11 protein-coding genes are annotated in these 14,831 nt (G+C 62.8%); 2 read left to right on the top strand and 9 right to left on the bottom strand.

What is annotated here, in order from left to right:
* Positions 1-3: 3 nt before the first annotated feature.
* The 7 genes from AWB70_RS29370 to coq7 all read right to left on the bottom strand — a co-directional run bounded on the left by AWB70_RS29370 (position 4) and on the right by coq7 (position 7,609).
* On the bottom strand, positions 4-1,434 hold the full coding sequence (locus AWB70_RS29370) for a UDP-N-acetylmuramoyl-tripeptide--D-alanyl-D-alanine ligase (RefSeq protein ID WP_053568813.1): 1,431 nt from the start codon (positions 1,432-1,434) through the stop codon (positions 4-6).
* Entirely contained in the window at positions 1,431-2,975 is a 1,545-nt protein-coding gene (locus tag AWB70_RS29375) for a UDP-N-acetylmuramoyl-L-alanyl-D-glutamate--2,6-diaminopimelate ligase (RefSeq protein WP_053568814.1), read from the bottom strand. The genes AWB70_RS29370 and AWB70_RS29375 overlap by 4 nt, the downstream gene beginning before the upstream one ends.
* Positions 2,972-4,828, bottom strand: a complete 1,857-nt coding sequence (locus AWB70_RS29380) for a peptidoglycan D,D-transpeptidase FtsI family protein (RefSeq protein ID WP_014192345.1) — start codon at positions 4,826-4,828, stop codon at positions 2,972-2,974. The genes AWB70_RS29375 and AWB70_RS29380 overlap by 4 nt, the downstream gene beginning before the upstream one ends.
* Positions 4,825-5,169: a cell division protein FtsL gene (gene ftsL, locus AWB70_RS29385; protein WP_014192346.1), complete on the bottom strand. Its 345-nt coding sequence runs from the start codon at positions 5,167-5,169 to the stop codon at positions 4,825-4,827. Before ftsL ends, AWB70_RS29380 begins: the two co-directional genes overlap by 4 nt.
* On the bottom strand, positions 5,166-6,119 hold the full coding sequence (gene rsmH, locus AWB70_RS29390; protein ID WP_053568815.1) for a 16S rRNA (cytosine(1402)-N(4))-methyltransferase RsmH: 954 nt from the start codon (positions 6,117-6,119) through the stop codon (positions 5,166-5,168). Before rsmH ends, ftsL begins: the two co-directional genes overlap by 4 nt.
* Before the next feature lie 16 nt (positions 6,120-6,135).
* A complete protein-coding gene (gene mraZ, locus AWB70_RS29395) occupies positions 6,136-6,564 on the bottom strand; it encodes a division/cell wall cluster transcriptional repressor MraZ (protein WP_014192348.1) in 429 nt (142 codons plus the stop codon).
* Between the two features lie 388 nt (positions 6,565-6,952).
* Positions 6,953-7,609, bottom strand: a complete 657-nt coding sequence (gene coq7 / locus AWB70_RS29400; RefSeq protein ID WP_053568816.1) for a 2-polyprenyl-3-methyl-6-methoxy-1,4-benzoquinone monooxygenase — start codon at positions 7,607-7,609, stop codon at positions 6,953-6,955.
* A gap of 464 nt (positions 7,610-8,073) precedes the next feature.
* Between coq7 and AWB70_RS29405 the strand changes: the two genes are divergently transcribed.
* Positions 8,074-9,252: a porin gene (locus AWB70_RS29405; RefSeq protein WP_053568817.1), complete on the top strand. Its 1,179-nt coding sequence runs from the start codon at positions 8,074-8,076 to the stop codon at positions 9,250-9,252.
* Between the two features lie 150 nt (positions 9,253-9,402).
* On the opposite strand, the gene AWB70_RS29410 is transcribed toward AWB70_RS29405, so the two are convergent.
* Both AWB70_RS29410 and AWB70_RS29415 read right to left on the bottom strand, forming a co-directional pair.
* On the bottom strand, positions 9,403-11,076 hold the full coding sequence (locus AWB70_RS29410; RefSeq protein ID WP_053568818.1) for a long-chain fatty acid--CoA ligase: 1,674 nt from the start codon (positions 11,074-11,076) through the stop codon (positions 9,403-9,405).
* A gap of 128 nt (positions 11,077-11,204) precedes the next feature.
* The gene (locus tag AWB70_RS29415; protein ID WP_053568819.1) at positions 11,205-13,286 is read right to left on the bottom strand and encodes a molybdopterin-containing oxidoreductase family protein; all 2,082 of its coding nucleotides are present in this window, start codon (positions 13,284-13,286) and stop codon (positions 11,205-11,207) included.
* A gap of 161 nt (positions 13,287-13,447) precedes the next feature.
* Between AWB70_RS29415 and AWB70_RS29420 the strand changes: the two genes are divergently transcribed.
* Entirely contained in the window at positions 13,448-14,638 is a 1,191-nt protein-coding gene (locus AWB70_RS29420) for a M20 aminoacylase family protein (protein ID WP_053568820.1), read from the top strand.
* Positions 14,639-14,831: the final 193 nt, after the last annotated feature.

Raw genomic sequence — 14,831 nt, forward strand, 5'->3', positions numbered from 1 at the left:
GAATCAATGAGCCGCGGGCGTGCTGCCCGCGGCGGGTTGTTGTGGGCTCGTCAAGGCGTCCACCACGCGCTCCATCTTCATGAAGCGCGAGCCTTTCGCGAGATACGTGGCTTTGTTGCCGTAGCCGGAACTTTGAAGCGCTGCGACCATTTTGATGAAGTCATCAAAATGGTTCGCGGTCTGCTTCGATGCCTTCGCATTGAATGCGTTCACCGAATCGCGGCTTGCGTCGCCGAGCGCGAAGAGCGCTTCGATGCCGCGCTCGGCCGCATACGCGCCGACTTCGCGATGAAACGCCGGACCTTCCTCGCCGACTTCGCCCATGTCGCCCATCACGAGCACGCGCGGCGCGGGCTGCGAGGCGAGCACGTCGATAGCGGCGCGCATCGAATCGGGATTCGAGTTGTAGGTGTCGTCGATGACGGTCGCGCCCGCGAGCGCGCCGAGCACGGCGCGCTTCACTTGCAGGCGTCCCTTCACCGGCTGGAACGCTTCGAGACCGCGCCTGACCACGTCGAGCGACATGCCCGCCGCCAGCGCCGCCGATGCCGCCGCGAGTGCGTTGCGCGCGTTGTGCTCGCCGAGCACGTTGAGCGCGACATCGGTCTCGCCCTGCGGCGTGCGCATCGTGACCGTCGTGCCCTTCAGCGTGCCGGTGACGGCGGCTTCCGAGGCGTCGTCGGTCAGTGCGAAGTCGACGATCGGGTTGCCCGTCGCGGCCGTGCGCCAGAAGACGGCGTATTGATCGTCCGCGGGAAACACGGCGGTGCCCGTTTCGCCCAGCGCATGAATGACCGACGCATGTTCGAGCGCAACGGCTTCGACCGTCGCCATGAATTCCTGATGCTCGCGCTGCGCGTTGTTGACCACGGCGACGTCCGGCGCGGCGATCTTGCCGAGCACTTCCGTCTCGCCCGGATGGTTCATGCCGAGCTCGACGACAGCGAGCTTGTGCGACGCGTTCAGACGGAACAGCGTGAGCGGCAAGCCGATGTCGTTGTTGAAGTTGCCCGCGGTCGCGAGCCGCGCGTCTTCGCCCACCGCGGCCGTGAAAATCGACGCGATCATCTCCTTGACCGTCGTCTTGCCGTTGCTGCCCGTTACGGCGACGAGCGGCATCGTGAAGCGCTCGCGCCAGCCGTGCGCCAGCGCACCGAGCGCGGCGCGCGTGTCCTTTACCTTGATGACAGGAAGAGGCCAGGCACCGGAGTTGCTCGGTTCGCGTGACACGAGCGCCGCAGCCGCGCCGCTCTTCGCAACCTGCTCAAGGAAGTCATGCGCATCGAAGCGATCGCCCTTCACCGCGACGAAAAGATCGCCGGCCTGAACGCCGCGGCTGTCCGTCACGACGCGCTCGATCGCCACGTTTTCATCGCCCTTCAGGACGGCGCCGGGAATCAACGCGGCGGCTTCGCGAAGCGTGAACATCGTCATTCGCCGCCTCCGCGCTGTTGCGTGGCGCGCGCGGCAAGCGCGAGGCGCGCGTGATCCTGATCCGAGAACGCGCGCTTCTTGCCCATGATTTCCTGCGTGGCTTCGTGCCCTTTTCCGGCGAGCACGACGACATCCTCACGCGCGGCGCTTCGGATTGCTTGCAAAATCGCGCTCGCGCGGTCTTCGATGCGGCGCGCCTTCGCGGCGTCGCTCATGCCGGCCGCGATCTGGTCGATGATGGATTGCGGCTCTTCGCTGCGCGGGTTGTCGCTCGTGATGACGACCTGGTCCGCGAGACGTTCGGCGATCGCGCCCATCAGCGGACGCTTGGTCGCGTCGCGGTCGCCACCGCATCCGAACATGCAGACGAGATCGCCGCCGCGCGCCTCGGCGATCGGGCGCAGCGCGGTGAGCGTCTTGTCGAGCGCATCGGGCGTGTGGGCGTAATCGATCACGACGAGCGGCTCGTCGCTCTGGATGCGCCCGCCCAGGCGCTCCATGCGGCCATTGACCGATTCGAGCTTGGCGATATGCCCGATCGCGGTACTGAACGGCACGCCGACTTCGAGCAGCACGGCGAGCACGGACAGCAGATTGCTCACGTTGAACGTGCCGAGCGTGCCGACTTCGACATCGGCTTCGCCCCAGTCGGACGACAGATGGAACGCGGTGCCGGTCGCCGTGGCGCGGACCTGGCTTGCGAGCAGCATGGCGTCGGCGCTCGGGGCGGCATCGGCGCGCATTTCGACGCCGTACGCAATCGTGCGCACCTTGCCGCGCAGCGATTCGATCAGCCGCTCGCCGGCCGCGTCGTCGCGATTGACGATCGCCGTTTTCAGCGACGGCCACGCGAAGAGGCGCGCCTTCGCCGCTTCGTACGCGTCGAACGTGCCGTGGTAGTCGAGATGATCCTGCGTGAGATTCGTGAAAATGGCGATGTCGAAATCGACGCCATTCACGCGCCCCTGATGCAGCGCGTGCGACGACACTTCCATCGCCACGCCTTCCGCGCCCTTGGCCTTCAGTTGCGCGAGATTGCGTTGAAGCTGCGCCGCGTCGGGCGTGGTGAAACCGCTATGCACGAGCTTGCCCGGCATGCCGATGCCGAGCGTGCCGACGATGGCGCACGGACGGCCGAGCGAGGTCAGCGCGGTCGCGATCCACTGGCTGCACGAGGTCTTGCCGTTCGTGCCCGTCACGCCGACCGTGAGCATCGATGCCGTCGGCTCGCCGTACCATGCGGACGCGATCGGGCCGGCGAGTTCGTCGAGCGCCTTTACGGCGAGCGCCTTCGATGCATCCGGCTTGCCCGCGAAATGCTCCGGCTGATAGAGCGCCGCAGCCGCGCCCGCCGCAAGCGCGGCGTCGAGATACGGACGGTTGTCCGCACCCTCGACCGCATAGGCGAGGAACACGTCGCCGCTTTTGAGCGAGCGCGTGTCGGCGTGCAATTGCGCGTCGGGCTGCGCGTGCGCGCGCAGCCATTGAATGGCGTGTGATACGTCCTTTTGCATCTTGCTCTGACGGGCTTGCGCGCTCATCGCACGACTCCCGGGTGCGTCTTCATATTGCTCGACACTGCGACTTTCTTCGCGGTGTTCGCGTTGTTTCTGTTCACCGGCGGCTGCGCGGCGGCTTGCGCGGCGGAGTTCGAATCGTCCGTCACGACCATCTGCTTGACCGGCATGTCGGGCGGCACGTTGAGCGCGCGCAGCGTGTCGCCGACGATGCCCGAAAACACCGGCCCCGACACCTGGCCGCCGAAGTGGCTGCCGACCGTCGGCTCGTCGACCGATACCGCCACGACGATGCGCGGATTCGGCATCGGCGCCATGCCGACGAACGAGGCGCGGTACTTCGAGTGGTCGTAGCCGCGCCCCGCGTGCTTGTACGCCGTGCCCGACTTGCCGCCGACGCGATACCCCGGCACCGCCGCATCCGGCGACGTCCCGCCCTTAGCCGTCACGGTTTCGAGCATCGCGCGCACTTGACGCGCAGTGGTCGGCGAGAAAACCTGCTGACCGACGACCGGCTGATCGCCCGGCGTGCGGAAAATGGACACCGGCATGACCTCGCCGTCGTGCGCGATCGCGGTATACGCGCGCGCAAGCTGGAACAGCGACGCGGACAGGCCGTAGCCGTACGACATCGTTGCCTGCTCGATGCGCCGCCAGCTCTTCCACGGCCGCAAACGCCCCGTTACCGCGCCCGGAAAGCCGACTTTCGGCGCCTGCCCGAGTCCGAGGCTCGTGTACATGTTCCACATTTCTTCGGCCCGCAATTGCATCGCAATTTTGGTCGCGCCGATATTGCTCGACTTCTGAATCACGCCGCCGACGGTGAGCGTGCCGAAGCCGGCGTCGTCCGTGATGCGCGCGCCGTCGAGCACGAATACGCCGCCGCCGGTTTCCACGAGCGTGTTCGGCGTCACGCGATGCAGATCGAGCGCGAGCGAAACGGTGAACGGCTTCATGATCGAGCCGGGCTCGAAAGTGTCCGTGAGAATGCGGTTGCGCAACTGTTCGCCGGTCATGCGCGAACGGTCGTTCGGGTTGTACGTGGGATAGTTGACGAGCGCGAGCACCTCGCCCGTCTTCGTGTCGATCACGATCGCCGCGCCTGCCTTCGCCTTCGATTTCTCGACGGCGGCCTTCAGGTTCGTGTACGCGATGTACTGAATCTTGCTGTCGATCGAGAGTTCGACGTCCGTACCATTGTGCGGCACGATTTGCTCGTCGACGTCCTCGACGATATTGCCCATGCGGTCCCTGATGACGCGACGCATGCCCGGCGTGCCAGCGAGGACATGCTGGTCGCCGAGCTCGACGCCTTCCTGTCCCTTGTCTTCAATATTAGTAAAGCCGATCAGGTGCGCGGTGATTTCGCCTTCCGGATAGAAACGCTTGTATTCGCCGCGCGAATAAATGCCGGGAATGTCGAGCGCGGCGACTTTCTGCGCCGTTTCGAGCGAGACCTGACGCTTCACGTAGACGAAGGTCTTGTCCATCGAGAGCTTGGCGCGGAGCTCTTTCTCCGGCATCTCGAGCAGCTTGGACAATTGCGCGAACTTCTCCGCGCCGAGATCGTTCGGCACGGCTTCGGGAATGGCCCAGATGGCCTTCACCGGCAGGCTGGTCGCAAGCACGAGGCCGTTGCGGTCGCGAATCTGGCCGCGCGTGGCCGGCAGTTCGAGCGTGCGCTGATAGCGGCTTTCGCCCTGCTTCTTAAAGAAGGCGTTGCCCGGTCCCTGAATCCAGAATGCGCGTGCAGCGAGCGCGACGAACGCCATGAACAGCAGGAACACGACGAACTTCGAGCGCCACATCGGCAGGCGCACGGCGAGGAGCGGATTGGGCGTATGAGCGATGTCTTTCTGCTTCGCGGATTTTTTCATCGCTTGGCTCCGCGTGCAGGCGGCGCCGACGCGGGCAGCGGCGGCGGCATGGGTGCGTCGGCGGCCTTGTTGGCGGCCGTGTCGTAGGTGAGATATTGCGTGCGGCCGGTCGTCACGGGCTGCATCTTCAGCGAGTTGGTGGCCAACTGCTCGATGCGCGAGGTCTTCGACAGCGCGCTCTGCTGGTACTGCAACTGCGCGTAATCCTGTTGAAGCTGGCGCTCCTGCGATTGCGCCCGCTGCAACTCGATAAAGATTTCCCGCTGCTGGTTGGTCGAACTGACGACCGACAGCGCGCACCCGAGCACGATGATCAGCAGGAAAATATTGAGGCGGTTCATGGCGCGATCCGCTCCGCGATACGCATCACCGCGGATCGGGCGCGCGGGTTGGCGGCCACTTCGGCTTCACTCGGAAACACGCGACCGACCACGCGCAGCGGCGGGCTGGGCAGGTCGACCGCGCGGATCGGCAAGCGACGGTCCACCGCCGGCGCGCTCGCGTGCGCCTGCATGAACCGCTTGACGATCCGGTCTTCGAGTGAATGAAAGCTGATCACGACCAGCCGCCCCCCTTGCTCCAACAATGCCAATGCCGACTCGAGTACTACTTGCAGCTCCGCAAGCTCTTGATTGACGTGAATCCGTATAGCCTGAAAGGTGCGAGTTGCCGGGTCCTTGCCCTTTTCACGGGTTTTGACGACGTTACCCACGATTTCGGCAAGCTCGCGCGTGCTGTCGAGAGGCCCAAGACGGTCGGACTCTGCCCTGCGAGCAACAAGCGCCTTTGCAATCTGAAAAGCAAACCGTTCTTCCCCATAATCTCTGATGACCTCCGTCAGTTCCTGCACCGTGGCTCGCGCGAGCCACTCTGCTGCCGACTCGCCGCGAGTCGGGTCCATCCTCATGTCGAGCGGACCTTGCGCGCGGAAGCTGAAGCCGCGCTCCGGGTCGTCCACTTGCGGCGACGACACGCCAAGGTCGAGCAATACGCCCGACACCCGCCCTACCCCACGCTCGCTCGCCGCATCGCGCAACGCCGCGAAGCTGTCATGCACGATCGAAAAGCGCGAGTCCTGAATCTGTTGCGCCGTGGCGATGGCAAGAGGATCCTTGTCGAAGGCGATGAGTTGCCCCGCATCCCCCAAGCGCTGCAATATCGCCCGGCTATGACCGCCGCGCCCGAACGTGCCGTCTATATAGACGCCGTCCGTGCGCGTGATCAGTCCATCCACCGCTTCCTGCAGCAGCACCGTGCGATGCTGCAGTTCGTTTCCCGACGAATTCGCCATGCTCTTCAGCGCCGCGTCAGAAAGTGAAGTTCTTCAGCGCTTCGGGCATGCCCTGCGCCATCGCCGCGGCTTCCTTCGCCGCGTACGTCTGCGAATCCCACAACTCGAAATGCGCGCCCATGCCGAGCAGCGTCACGTCTTTTTCCAGCGACGCGGCTGCGCGCAGTTCGGGCGAAACCAGTACGCGCCCGGCGCTGTCGAGGTCGAGATCCATTGCATTGCCGAGAAAGATGCGCCGCCACCACATGGCGTCCATAGGAAGCGCCGCAACCTTGGCGCGAAAGACTTCCCACTCTGGGCGGGGAAACAGCAACAGGCATCCATCCGGGCTCTTCGTGAGCGTCACCCGGCCTTCCGCCTGCCCTTGCAGCGCCTCCCGATAGCGCGACGGAATCGACATCCGTCCTTTCGCATCGAGCGTCAGCGCCGACGCCCCTTGGAACACTTGTGCCCTCCCCGTTCCAGACGCCCACCATGACGCCTGCCCCCACTCCGTTTTGATCGAAAATGGCCTGTGAATCACACAAAAGACCACTTTCTCACACTGTCTCCCACTTTAGAGGAACGCATTTCCTCGGTCAAGACGCGCGCCTTTTTTTCGAGTGCTTTTTATTTGCTAGAACAAGGACTTAGCGCAGGAGCTTGAAGTGGCGACAAAAGAGAAAAGCGTTATGAATTAGAGAGCTACTGAGGGATGTGAAGGTAGTACGTGAAATCTGCTGCTGAAATGAGGGAAATGTAACGGTCTTTTTGCCCGATTTGTGGGCCGCAGGTGGGATGCGGCCGCGAGTTACCGGCCGTATCGCTATGGATCCGGCCGGGCGATCGGTGCGCTATATGTAATAGGCGGTGCGCGTCATGACTTTCGAGGCCGCGCGCATCAATGCCCGAACCGGAAACGGCACTTCAGTTCCTCCCGCGCCGATGGCGGCGGCGGCGTGCGCGCTCTCATCGAGACGCATTTGCTCGACGATCGCGCGCGATGCGTGATCGTTGGCGGGCAAAGTTTTCATGTGACCGTCGAGGTGCTGTTCGACCTGACGCTCGGTTTCCGCCATGAAGCCCAGACTCGCGCGATCGCCGAAACGTCCCGCGACGAAACCGATGGCGAGCGCGCCCGCGTACCAGAGCGGATTGAGCAGGCTCGGCCGCGCATCCAGATCGTTCAGGCGTTTCGACGTCCACGCCAGATGATCTTCTTCTTCGCGAGCCGCCTGTTCGAAGCTCGCCTTCAGCTCGGGCGAATTCGTGGCGAGCTTTTGCGCCTGATAAAGCGCCTGCGCGCAGACTTCGCCGACATGATTCACGCGCATCAACCCGGCCGAGTGGGCGCGCTCTTTTTCCGTGAGCTGCGACTCGTCGGAGAGGGCATCGTTCTGGAGATCGGAACCGGATATCGCCGATTCGGGCATGGGGCGCGACATGCGGCTTATCCCGGTCATGGAGCGCAAACCCCGATCGAACTCGCTGATGACTTCATCGAGCGTCATGGTGTCACCTCTCTTCATGGTCGCCGGCACAACGCGGGCTATTGCAGCAATTCATATTCTCCGCCTGTCGACGCCTGCCGGTACCGGAACAATGAGCAAGCCGGCGTTTCGCGCAAAACGCGGATTCTAGCGCACATCGACGCGAGCGACGCCCGCGCCCTCAGTCCCGAATACGGCCTCGACAAGGCCAACGACGGGGCACGAAACGACAGTTACTAAGCATCCGTTTTGATAATTAGGGCAAATACGGGTCGCAAAAATCCAGCAAAACCAACATCTTAGCGCCTGTTGCGTAAACGTCACATGTGTCGGGCGGACCGCCCCCTTTTCCTTTGTCCGTCAAAGGCTCTTTGTTACATTACGTCTCAACTTCGTTAAGAAGCCCGGCAGGGACCGTCAACACACTGGCGCTAGAACAGTGGCCTTGCCAACCAAGTCGCAAACACTCCCTGGAGATCTAATCAATGAAAAAGTCGCTTCTCGCTCTCGCTGCATTGGGCGCTTTCGCTGGCGCCGCACATGCGCAGAGCAGCGTGACGCTGTACGGCATCATCGACGCAGGCTTCGCGTACAACAACAACAGCAACGGCCAAAAGCTGTATGCAATGAACAGCGGCAACCTGCAGGGCAGTCGTTGGGGCCTGCGTGGCACGGAAGACCTCGGTGGCGGTCTGAAGGCCATCTTCGTGTTGGAAAACGGCTTCAACGTGTTCAATGGCCAGCTTGGCCAGGGCGGCGCTGAATTCGGCCGTCAGGCGTATGTCGGTCTCGGTTCGCAGTTCGGCACGGTCACGCTGGGTCGCCAGTACGACTCCGTGGTCGACTTCACGGGCGCATTCGAAGTCGGTAGCCAGTGGGCTTCGTACTTCGGCGCACACCCGGGCGACCTGGACAACATGAACAACTCGAATCGCGTGAACAACGCGATCAAGTTCACGAGCGCGAACTACGCTGGCTTCACGTTCGGCGGCTTGTACAGCCTGGGCGGCAACGCTGGCCAGTTCAACCGCAACCAGATCTGGTCGGTTGGTCTCGGCTACTCGCAAGGCCCCCTGCAGTTGGGCGCGGGCTACTTGAACGTCAAGGACCCGAACTACTCGTTCTTCGGCAACACCCCGAACAGCCGCACGGCGACGACCGCGGGCTCGACGTCGAACTTCGGTTCGAGCCGCGTGATCAACGGTTACGCTTCGGCCAAGACGCAGCAAGTGATCTCGGCTGGCGGTGCTTACACGTTCGGCGCGGCGACTGTCGGCGCAACGTATAGCAACACGCAGTTCAAGGATCTGGGTTCGGAGCCGGGCACGGGCCTGACGCCGACGGGCGGCTTCACGGGCGGCACGGGCAAGTTCCACAACGCCGAAATCAACTTCAAGTATCAGTTGACCCCGGCTCTGCTGCTGGGCGTGGCGTACGACTACACGAAGGGCTACGGCCTGGGCGATGCCAAGTACCATCAGGCGATGCTCGGCGCGGACTACTTCCTGTCGAAGCGCACGGACGTGTACATCGACGGCGTGTACCAGCACGCAAGCGGCACGGATTCGACGAACCGTACGGCTGTGGCGAACATCAACGGTCTGTCGCCGTCGTCGACGTCGAACCAGGTTGCTGCTGTCGTCGGCATCCGTCACAAGTTCTAATAAGGTCGTAACAAAGCAGTACGCTCTGAAAGGCGCCTTCGGGCGCCTTTTTTTCGTCCTGACGGCGAAAGGCGCGTTACGTCTGGCCAACAAAAAGCCGTCGCGTCTCACGACGCGACGGCTTTCTATCTGCGGGCGGCGGCCTGACGGCTACGCGCGGCCGTCGCGCAGTTCGCGCCGCAGGATCTTGCCGACATTGCTCTTCGGCAGATCGTTGCGGAACTCGATCGTCCGCGGACGCTTGTAGCCCGTGAGCCGCTCCTTGCAATAGGCCATGACGTCGGCTTCGGTCAGGCTCTGATCCTTGCGCACGATAAAAAGCTTCACCGCCTCGCCGGACGTCTGATCCTTCACGCCGACCGCCGCGACTTCGAACACGCCCGGCAACATGGCCACAACGTCCTCGATCTCGTTCGGATACACGTTGAAACCCGACACGAGGATCATGTCCTTCTTGCGATCGACGATCTTCACGAACCCGCGATCGTCCAGCACGCCAACATCGCCCGAGCGGAAAAAGCCGTCGTCGGTCATCACCTTTGCGGTTTCATCGGGCCGGTTCCAGTAGCCCGCCATGACTTGAGGACCGCGAATGCAGATCTCACCGGGCTGGCCGAGCGGCACCTCGTTGTCGTCATCGTCGCGGATGGAGATTTCTGTCGACGGAAGCGGCAAGCCGATGGTGCCCGTGTATTCGGTCGCCGTGACCGGATTGCAGGTCACGCAGGGCGAGGTCTCGGACAGGCCGTAGCCTTCCACGATCGGCACGCCGGTCGCGGCAAACCACCGTTTGGCCACGGCCTCCTGGACCGCCATGCCGCCGCCGTTCGCCGCGATGAGCTTGGAGAAATCGAGCTTGCCGAAATCCGGGTGATTCAACAGCGCGTTATAGAGCGTGTTGACGGCCGGGAACGTGTTGATCGGAATGCCCTTCAGTTCCTTGATCGTTCCCGCGATATCGCGCGGATTCGGAATCAGCACGCCGAGGCCGCCTGTGCGGATCGTCAGCATGCCGCACACCGTCAGCGCGAAGATGTGATAAAGCGGCAGCGCGACCACGCAGACGAACTGGTCGATATCCGGGCGGCGCTTGCGGGCCGGATCGAGCCAGACTTCGGATTGCAGCGTGTTCGCGATCACATTGCGATGCGTGAGCGTCGCGCCCTTGGCCACACCCGTCGTACCGCCCGTGTATTGCAGGAACGCGATGTCGTCGGGCGTCTGCGCGACCGGCTGCAGCGTGATGCGGGCGCCTTCCGCGAGCGCGTCATTGAAACGAACGCTGCCGGGTATGGTCCATTCGGGCACCATTTTCTTCACGTGGCGCACGACCAGGTTCACCAGGAGCCCCTTCAGGCCCATGAAATCGCCCATCGACGCGACAACCACATGCTTGATCGCCGTATTCTTGACGACGGCCTGGAGCGTGACCGCGAAATTCTCGAGGATGACGATCGCTTCCGCGCCGCAGTCCTTGAGCTGATGCTCGAGTTCGCGCGGCGTATAAAGCGGATTCACGTTGACGACGATGTAGCCGGCGCGCAGCACCGCCGCGATCGCAACGGGATACTGCAGCACGTTCGGCATCATCAGCGCGACGCGTGCGCCCGGCTTCATGCCTCGCCGCTGGAACCACGCGGCCAGCTTCTTCGACATCGCGTCGAGCTCGCCGTAGGTGATCGACTGGCCCATGCACACGAACGCGCGACGGTCGCGGTTCGTGCGGAAACTGTCTTCGAGCAACTCGGAAACCGACCGGTACGCGGATGCGTCGATCTCGGCAGGCACGCCGGCCGGATAGGACTTCAGCCAGGGTTTCTCCATACGGCGTCTCCTTTATAAGATTTTAGAATGGTCGTGCGGAAACGAGATCCTAGCTTTTCGACACGTCTCCGACAACTGGGTTAGACGCCATGCCTCAGACTCGTCCGAGCCTGCCGTTCCGATACCGGTCAATGCATCCGCTCCACTTCGACCAGGCAGTCGTAGAAGGTTGCCGACCTGCCGAGGTCGGTCAATGCCTGGCTCGTGACTTGATTGGCGTTGCAGCCGTCCGGCGATAACTTCTTCCACCAGATCGACAGACCGACGACCACGCCTTCTCGCGCGCGCGGCGTCAGGCGAGCGCGTGCCTGCATCGAGCCGCGATCGTTGAAAATTCGCACGAACGCGCCGTCCGAAATACCGCGCGCCTCGGCATCGTCGGGATGGATGTCCAGATGCGGTTCGCGCTCCGCGGCGCGCAAACTCTCAATGTTCACGAAGCTGCTGTTTAGAAAATTGCGCGCGGGCGGCGAGATCATCGCGAGCGGATAGCGGGCCGCCAGTTCCGGCGAGCCATCTGCGGATTCGTACGGCGGCAAATAATCCGGCAGCGGATCGAGACGTTCGCGCGCCAGACGCTCGCTATAGAACTCGCATTTGCCCGACGGCGTGCGAAACGCGCCGTCGGCGAGCGGTGCGTCGGCGATATCGAGCTTCAGCCAGCCGGAGGCCTTCAGCGTTTCCCAGCTCTGCCCTTGCAGCGTGCGGTCGTCCCAGCGGAAGGCTTGCGATGCGATCTGCTCGTCGGTCTCGAAAAGCGCCGGCTCGGTGAGCCGCATCGCGCGCGCGAGACCGCGGAAGATTTCCGTGTTCGGGCGCGCTTCGCCGACGGGCTCGATCGCCGGCAGATTCGCCATGACGTGCGTGTGCCCGTATGACTTGTGTACGTCGAGGTGTTCGAGCTGCGTGGTCGCGGGGAAGATCAGATCGGCATAGTCAGCGGTGTCTGTCTGGAAGTGTTCGAGCACGATCGTGAACAGATCCTCGCGCGCGAAACCCGCCGCGACCTTCGCCGAATCGGGCGCAACCGCGACCGGGTTCGAGTTGTAGACGATCAGCGCTTCGATTTTCGGCCCGAAGGTTTCGTCGCCCGGATGCAGCAGCGCGTCGCCGATCGCATTCATGTTGATCGCCCGGGGCATCTTTGACAGCCCGCCGGGTAGTAGATCCGGGCGCTCGAGCGCGCTGCCGTCGATGGGCGCCCAACCCGACGACGAAAGCAACAAACCGCCGGCACGCTCGCGCCACGCGCCCGTCAACGATGGCAGGCAGGCGATCGCGCGGACGGCATTGCCGCCGCCGCGCACGCGCTGCATGCCGTAGTTGAGGCGGATCGCGGCCTTTTGTGTTGCCCCGAAAGCGCGCGCGAGCTCGACGATCACGCTTTCCTCAATGCCGCAGATCTGCGCCGCGCGCGCGGGCGGGTACTGCGCGGCACGCGCCGCGAGTTCGTCGAAACCTACGGAATGTGCGCGCACATAGTCATGGTCGATCAGATTCTCACGGATGAGCACTTCGATCATGCCGAGCGCGAGCGCGGCATCCGTGCCCGGGCGCAGCGCGATGTGCTGATGGCATTTCTCCGCCGTCAACGATCTATACGGGTCGATCGCGATCAGCTTCGCACCGCGTCGCTTGGCCTCCTGCGCACGCGTCCAGAAGTGCAGGCTCGATGCGATCGGGTTCGAGCCCCAAATCAGAATCAGCTCGCTTTCTTCGTAAAACTCGCTATGCATTCCGATGCTCGCGCCATACGTGTAGCGCAGGCCGGCCGCGCCCGCAGCAGCACAAATGGTGCGCTCAAGGCGCGATGCACCCAAGACGTTGAAGAACCGCGCAGCGATGCTCTCGCCTTGCACCAGACCCATCGTGCCGGCGTAGCTATACGGAACGATGGCTTCCGGCGCTCGACGGGCCACCGTTTCCAGACGTTCGGCGGCAAGCTGCAATGCCTCGTCCCAGCCGATCGGTTCGAATCGGCCCTCGCCCTTTTTTCCGACGCGCCGCAGTGGCGTCAGCAGCCGATCCTTGTGATGCGTGCGCTCGGCGTAGCGTGTGACCTTGGTGCACAACACGCCTTGCGTCGGTGGGTGATCGGGATCACCGCTGATCTTGACCGCTTTGCCCTCCTTGACCGTTACGCGCATCGCGCATGTGTCGGGGCAATCGTGCGGGCAAACGGCTCGGGCAAACTCGGCTGGAGCGTTCATCGAAAAGTCCGGTAAATCAGAATAATGGGCGGCAAATGATGGAATTCTATTACGCGAACTATGCGATCGACCGTCCGGTACGGGAAATAGTGGCGACGTAGAATGAAGAACCAGGCGCGGTCCATACGCGCAATCCGAATTCAATCGAGAGAGCAGTTCAAATGAATCTGATCCCGGAAATCGAAGCATCGCACGAGGAAATCAAAACGCTCCGACGAACGATCCACGCCCACCCGGAATTGCGTTATGAGGAGGTTGGCACGGCGAAGCTGGTCGCCGATAACCTCGAACGATGGGGAATCGAAGTCCATCGGGGAGTGGGCAAAACGGGAGTCGTCGGCGTGCTGAAACGCGGCTCTGGCGCAAAGTCGATCGGACTTCGCGCGGATATGGACGCACTGCCCATTCAGGAGTTGAACACGTTCGGGCATCGATCGACGAACGACGGTCGCATGCACGCGTGTGGCCACGACGGGCATACGGCAATGCTGCTCGGCGCTGCGAAGCATCTGGCCGAGCACGGTACGTTCGACGGGACTGTCGTTTTCATCTTTCAGCCCGCCGAAGAAGGCGGCGCGGGCGCGAAGGCCATGATCGAAGATGGTCTTTTCGATCGCTTTCCGGTGGAGGCGGTGTTTGGCATTCACAATTGGCCCGGCATCCCCGCCGGTCATTTCGGTGTGACCGAAGGGCCGATCATGGCGTCGAGTAACGAGTTTCGCATCACGATCTGCGGAACCGGTTCGCACGCGGCCCTGCCTCACAACGGGCGCGATCCTGTGTTCACAGCGGTTCAAATTGCCAACGGGCTTCAGAGCATCATTACGCGAAACAAGAAGCCGATCGATACAGCGGTCCTCTCAATCACCCAGATCCACGCTGGCGAGGCTGCGAACGTCGTTCCGGATCGAGCCTGGCTTGGCGGAACCGTGCGCACCTTCACTGTGCAAACGCTCGATCTGATCGAAGAACGAATGCGCAAAATTGTCGAAGCGACGGCTGCCGCCTATGACTGCGACGTAGAAGTGCACTTCAACAGGAATTATCCACCGACGATCAACGCGCCTGACGAAGCGAGATTCGCGGCGGAAGTCATGGCAGAGGTCGTAGGGAAGGAAAGAGTCGATGACGCCGTCGAGCCGACGATGGGCGCGGAGGACTTCTCGTTCATGCTTCTTGAAAAGCCCGGATGCTATGCCTTTCTGGGCAATGGCGATGGCGGACATCGCGAGCACGGCCATGGTGCCGGGCCATGCATGTTGCATAACGCCAGCTATGACTTCAACGATGATCTGCTGTCGATCGGATCGACTTATTGGGTACGTTTGGCTGAACGCTTTATGGCGCGCTGAAAGCGTAGCGGCGTGGATGGCTGCTGCGGCTTCTGATGGTCACGCGTAGCGTTTTGAGTTGCTAGGCGCGCCCAAAACGCAAAAACCCCACCTTTGCGGGGTGGGGTTTTTGTTTTCGGCATGAGGAGCCTGACGATTACCTACTTTCACACGGGTGATCCGCACTATCATCGGCGTGGAGTCGTTTCACGGT

The sequence above is a fragment of the Caballeronia cordobensis genome, from assembly GCF_001544575.2.
Taxonomy (GTDB): Bacteria; Pseudomonadota; Gammaproteobacteria; order Burkholderiales; family Burkholderiaceae; genus Caballeronia; species Caballeronia cordobensis.

Bases quoted from the DNA above. Each gene is read 5' to 3' on its own strand.
- AWB70_RS29370 (WP_053568813.1), bottom strand. From the start codon at position 1,434: ATGACGATGTTCACGCTTCGCGAAGCCGCCGCGTTGATTCCCGGCGCC.
- AWB70_RS29375 (WP_053568814.1), bottom strand. From the start codon at position 2,975: ATGAGCGCGCAAGCCCGTCAGAGCAAGATGCAAAAGGACGTATCACAC.
- AWB70_RS29380 (WP_014192345.1), bottom strand. From the start codon at position 4,828: ATGAAAAAATCCGCGAAGCAGAAAGACATCGCTCATACGCCCAATCCG.
- ftsL (WP_014192346.1), bottom strand. From the start codon at position 5,169: ATGAACCGCCTCAATATTTTCCTGCTGATCATCGTGCTCGGGTGCGCG.
- rsmH (WP_053568815.1), bottom strand. From the start codon at position 6,119: ATGGCGAATTCGTCGGGAAACGAACTGCAGCATCGCACGGTGCTGCTG.
- coq7 (WP_053568816.1), bottom strand. From the start codon at position 7,609: ATGACGCTCGATGAAGTCATCAGCGAGTTCGATCGGGGTTTGCGCTCC.
- AWB70_RS29405 (WP_053568817.1), top strand. From the start codon at position 8,074: ATGAAAAAGTCGCTTCTCGCTCTCGCTGCATTGGGCGCTTTCGCTGGC.
- AWB70_RS29410 (WP_053568818.1), bottom strand. From the start codon at position 11,076: ATGGAGAAACCCTGGCTGAAGTCCTATCCGGCCGGCGTGCCTGCCGAG.
- AWB70_RS29415 (WP_053568819.1), bottom strand. From the start codon at position 13,286: ATGAACGCTCCAGCCGAGTTTGCCCGAGCCGTTTGCCCGCACGATTGC.
- AWB70_RS29420 (WP_053568820.1), top strand. From the start codon at position 13,448: ATGAATCTGATCCCGGAAATCGAAGCATCGCACGAGGAAATCAAAACG.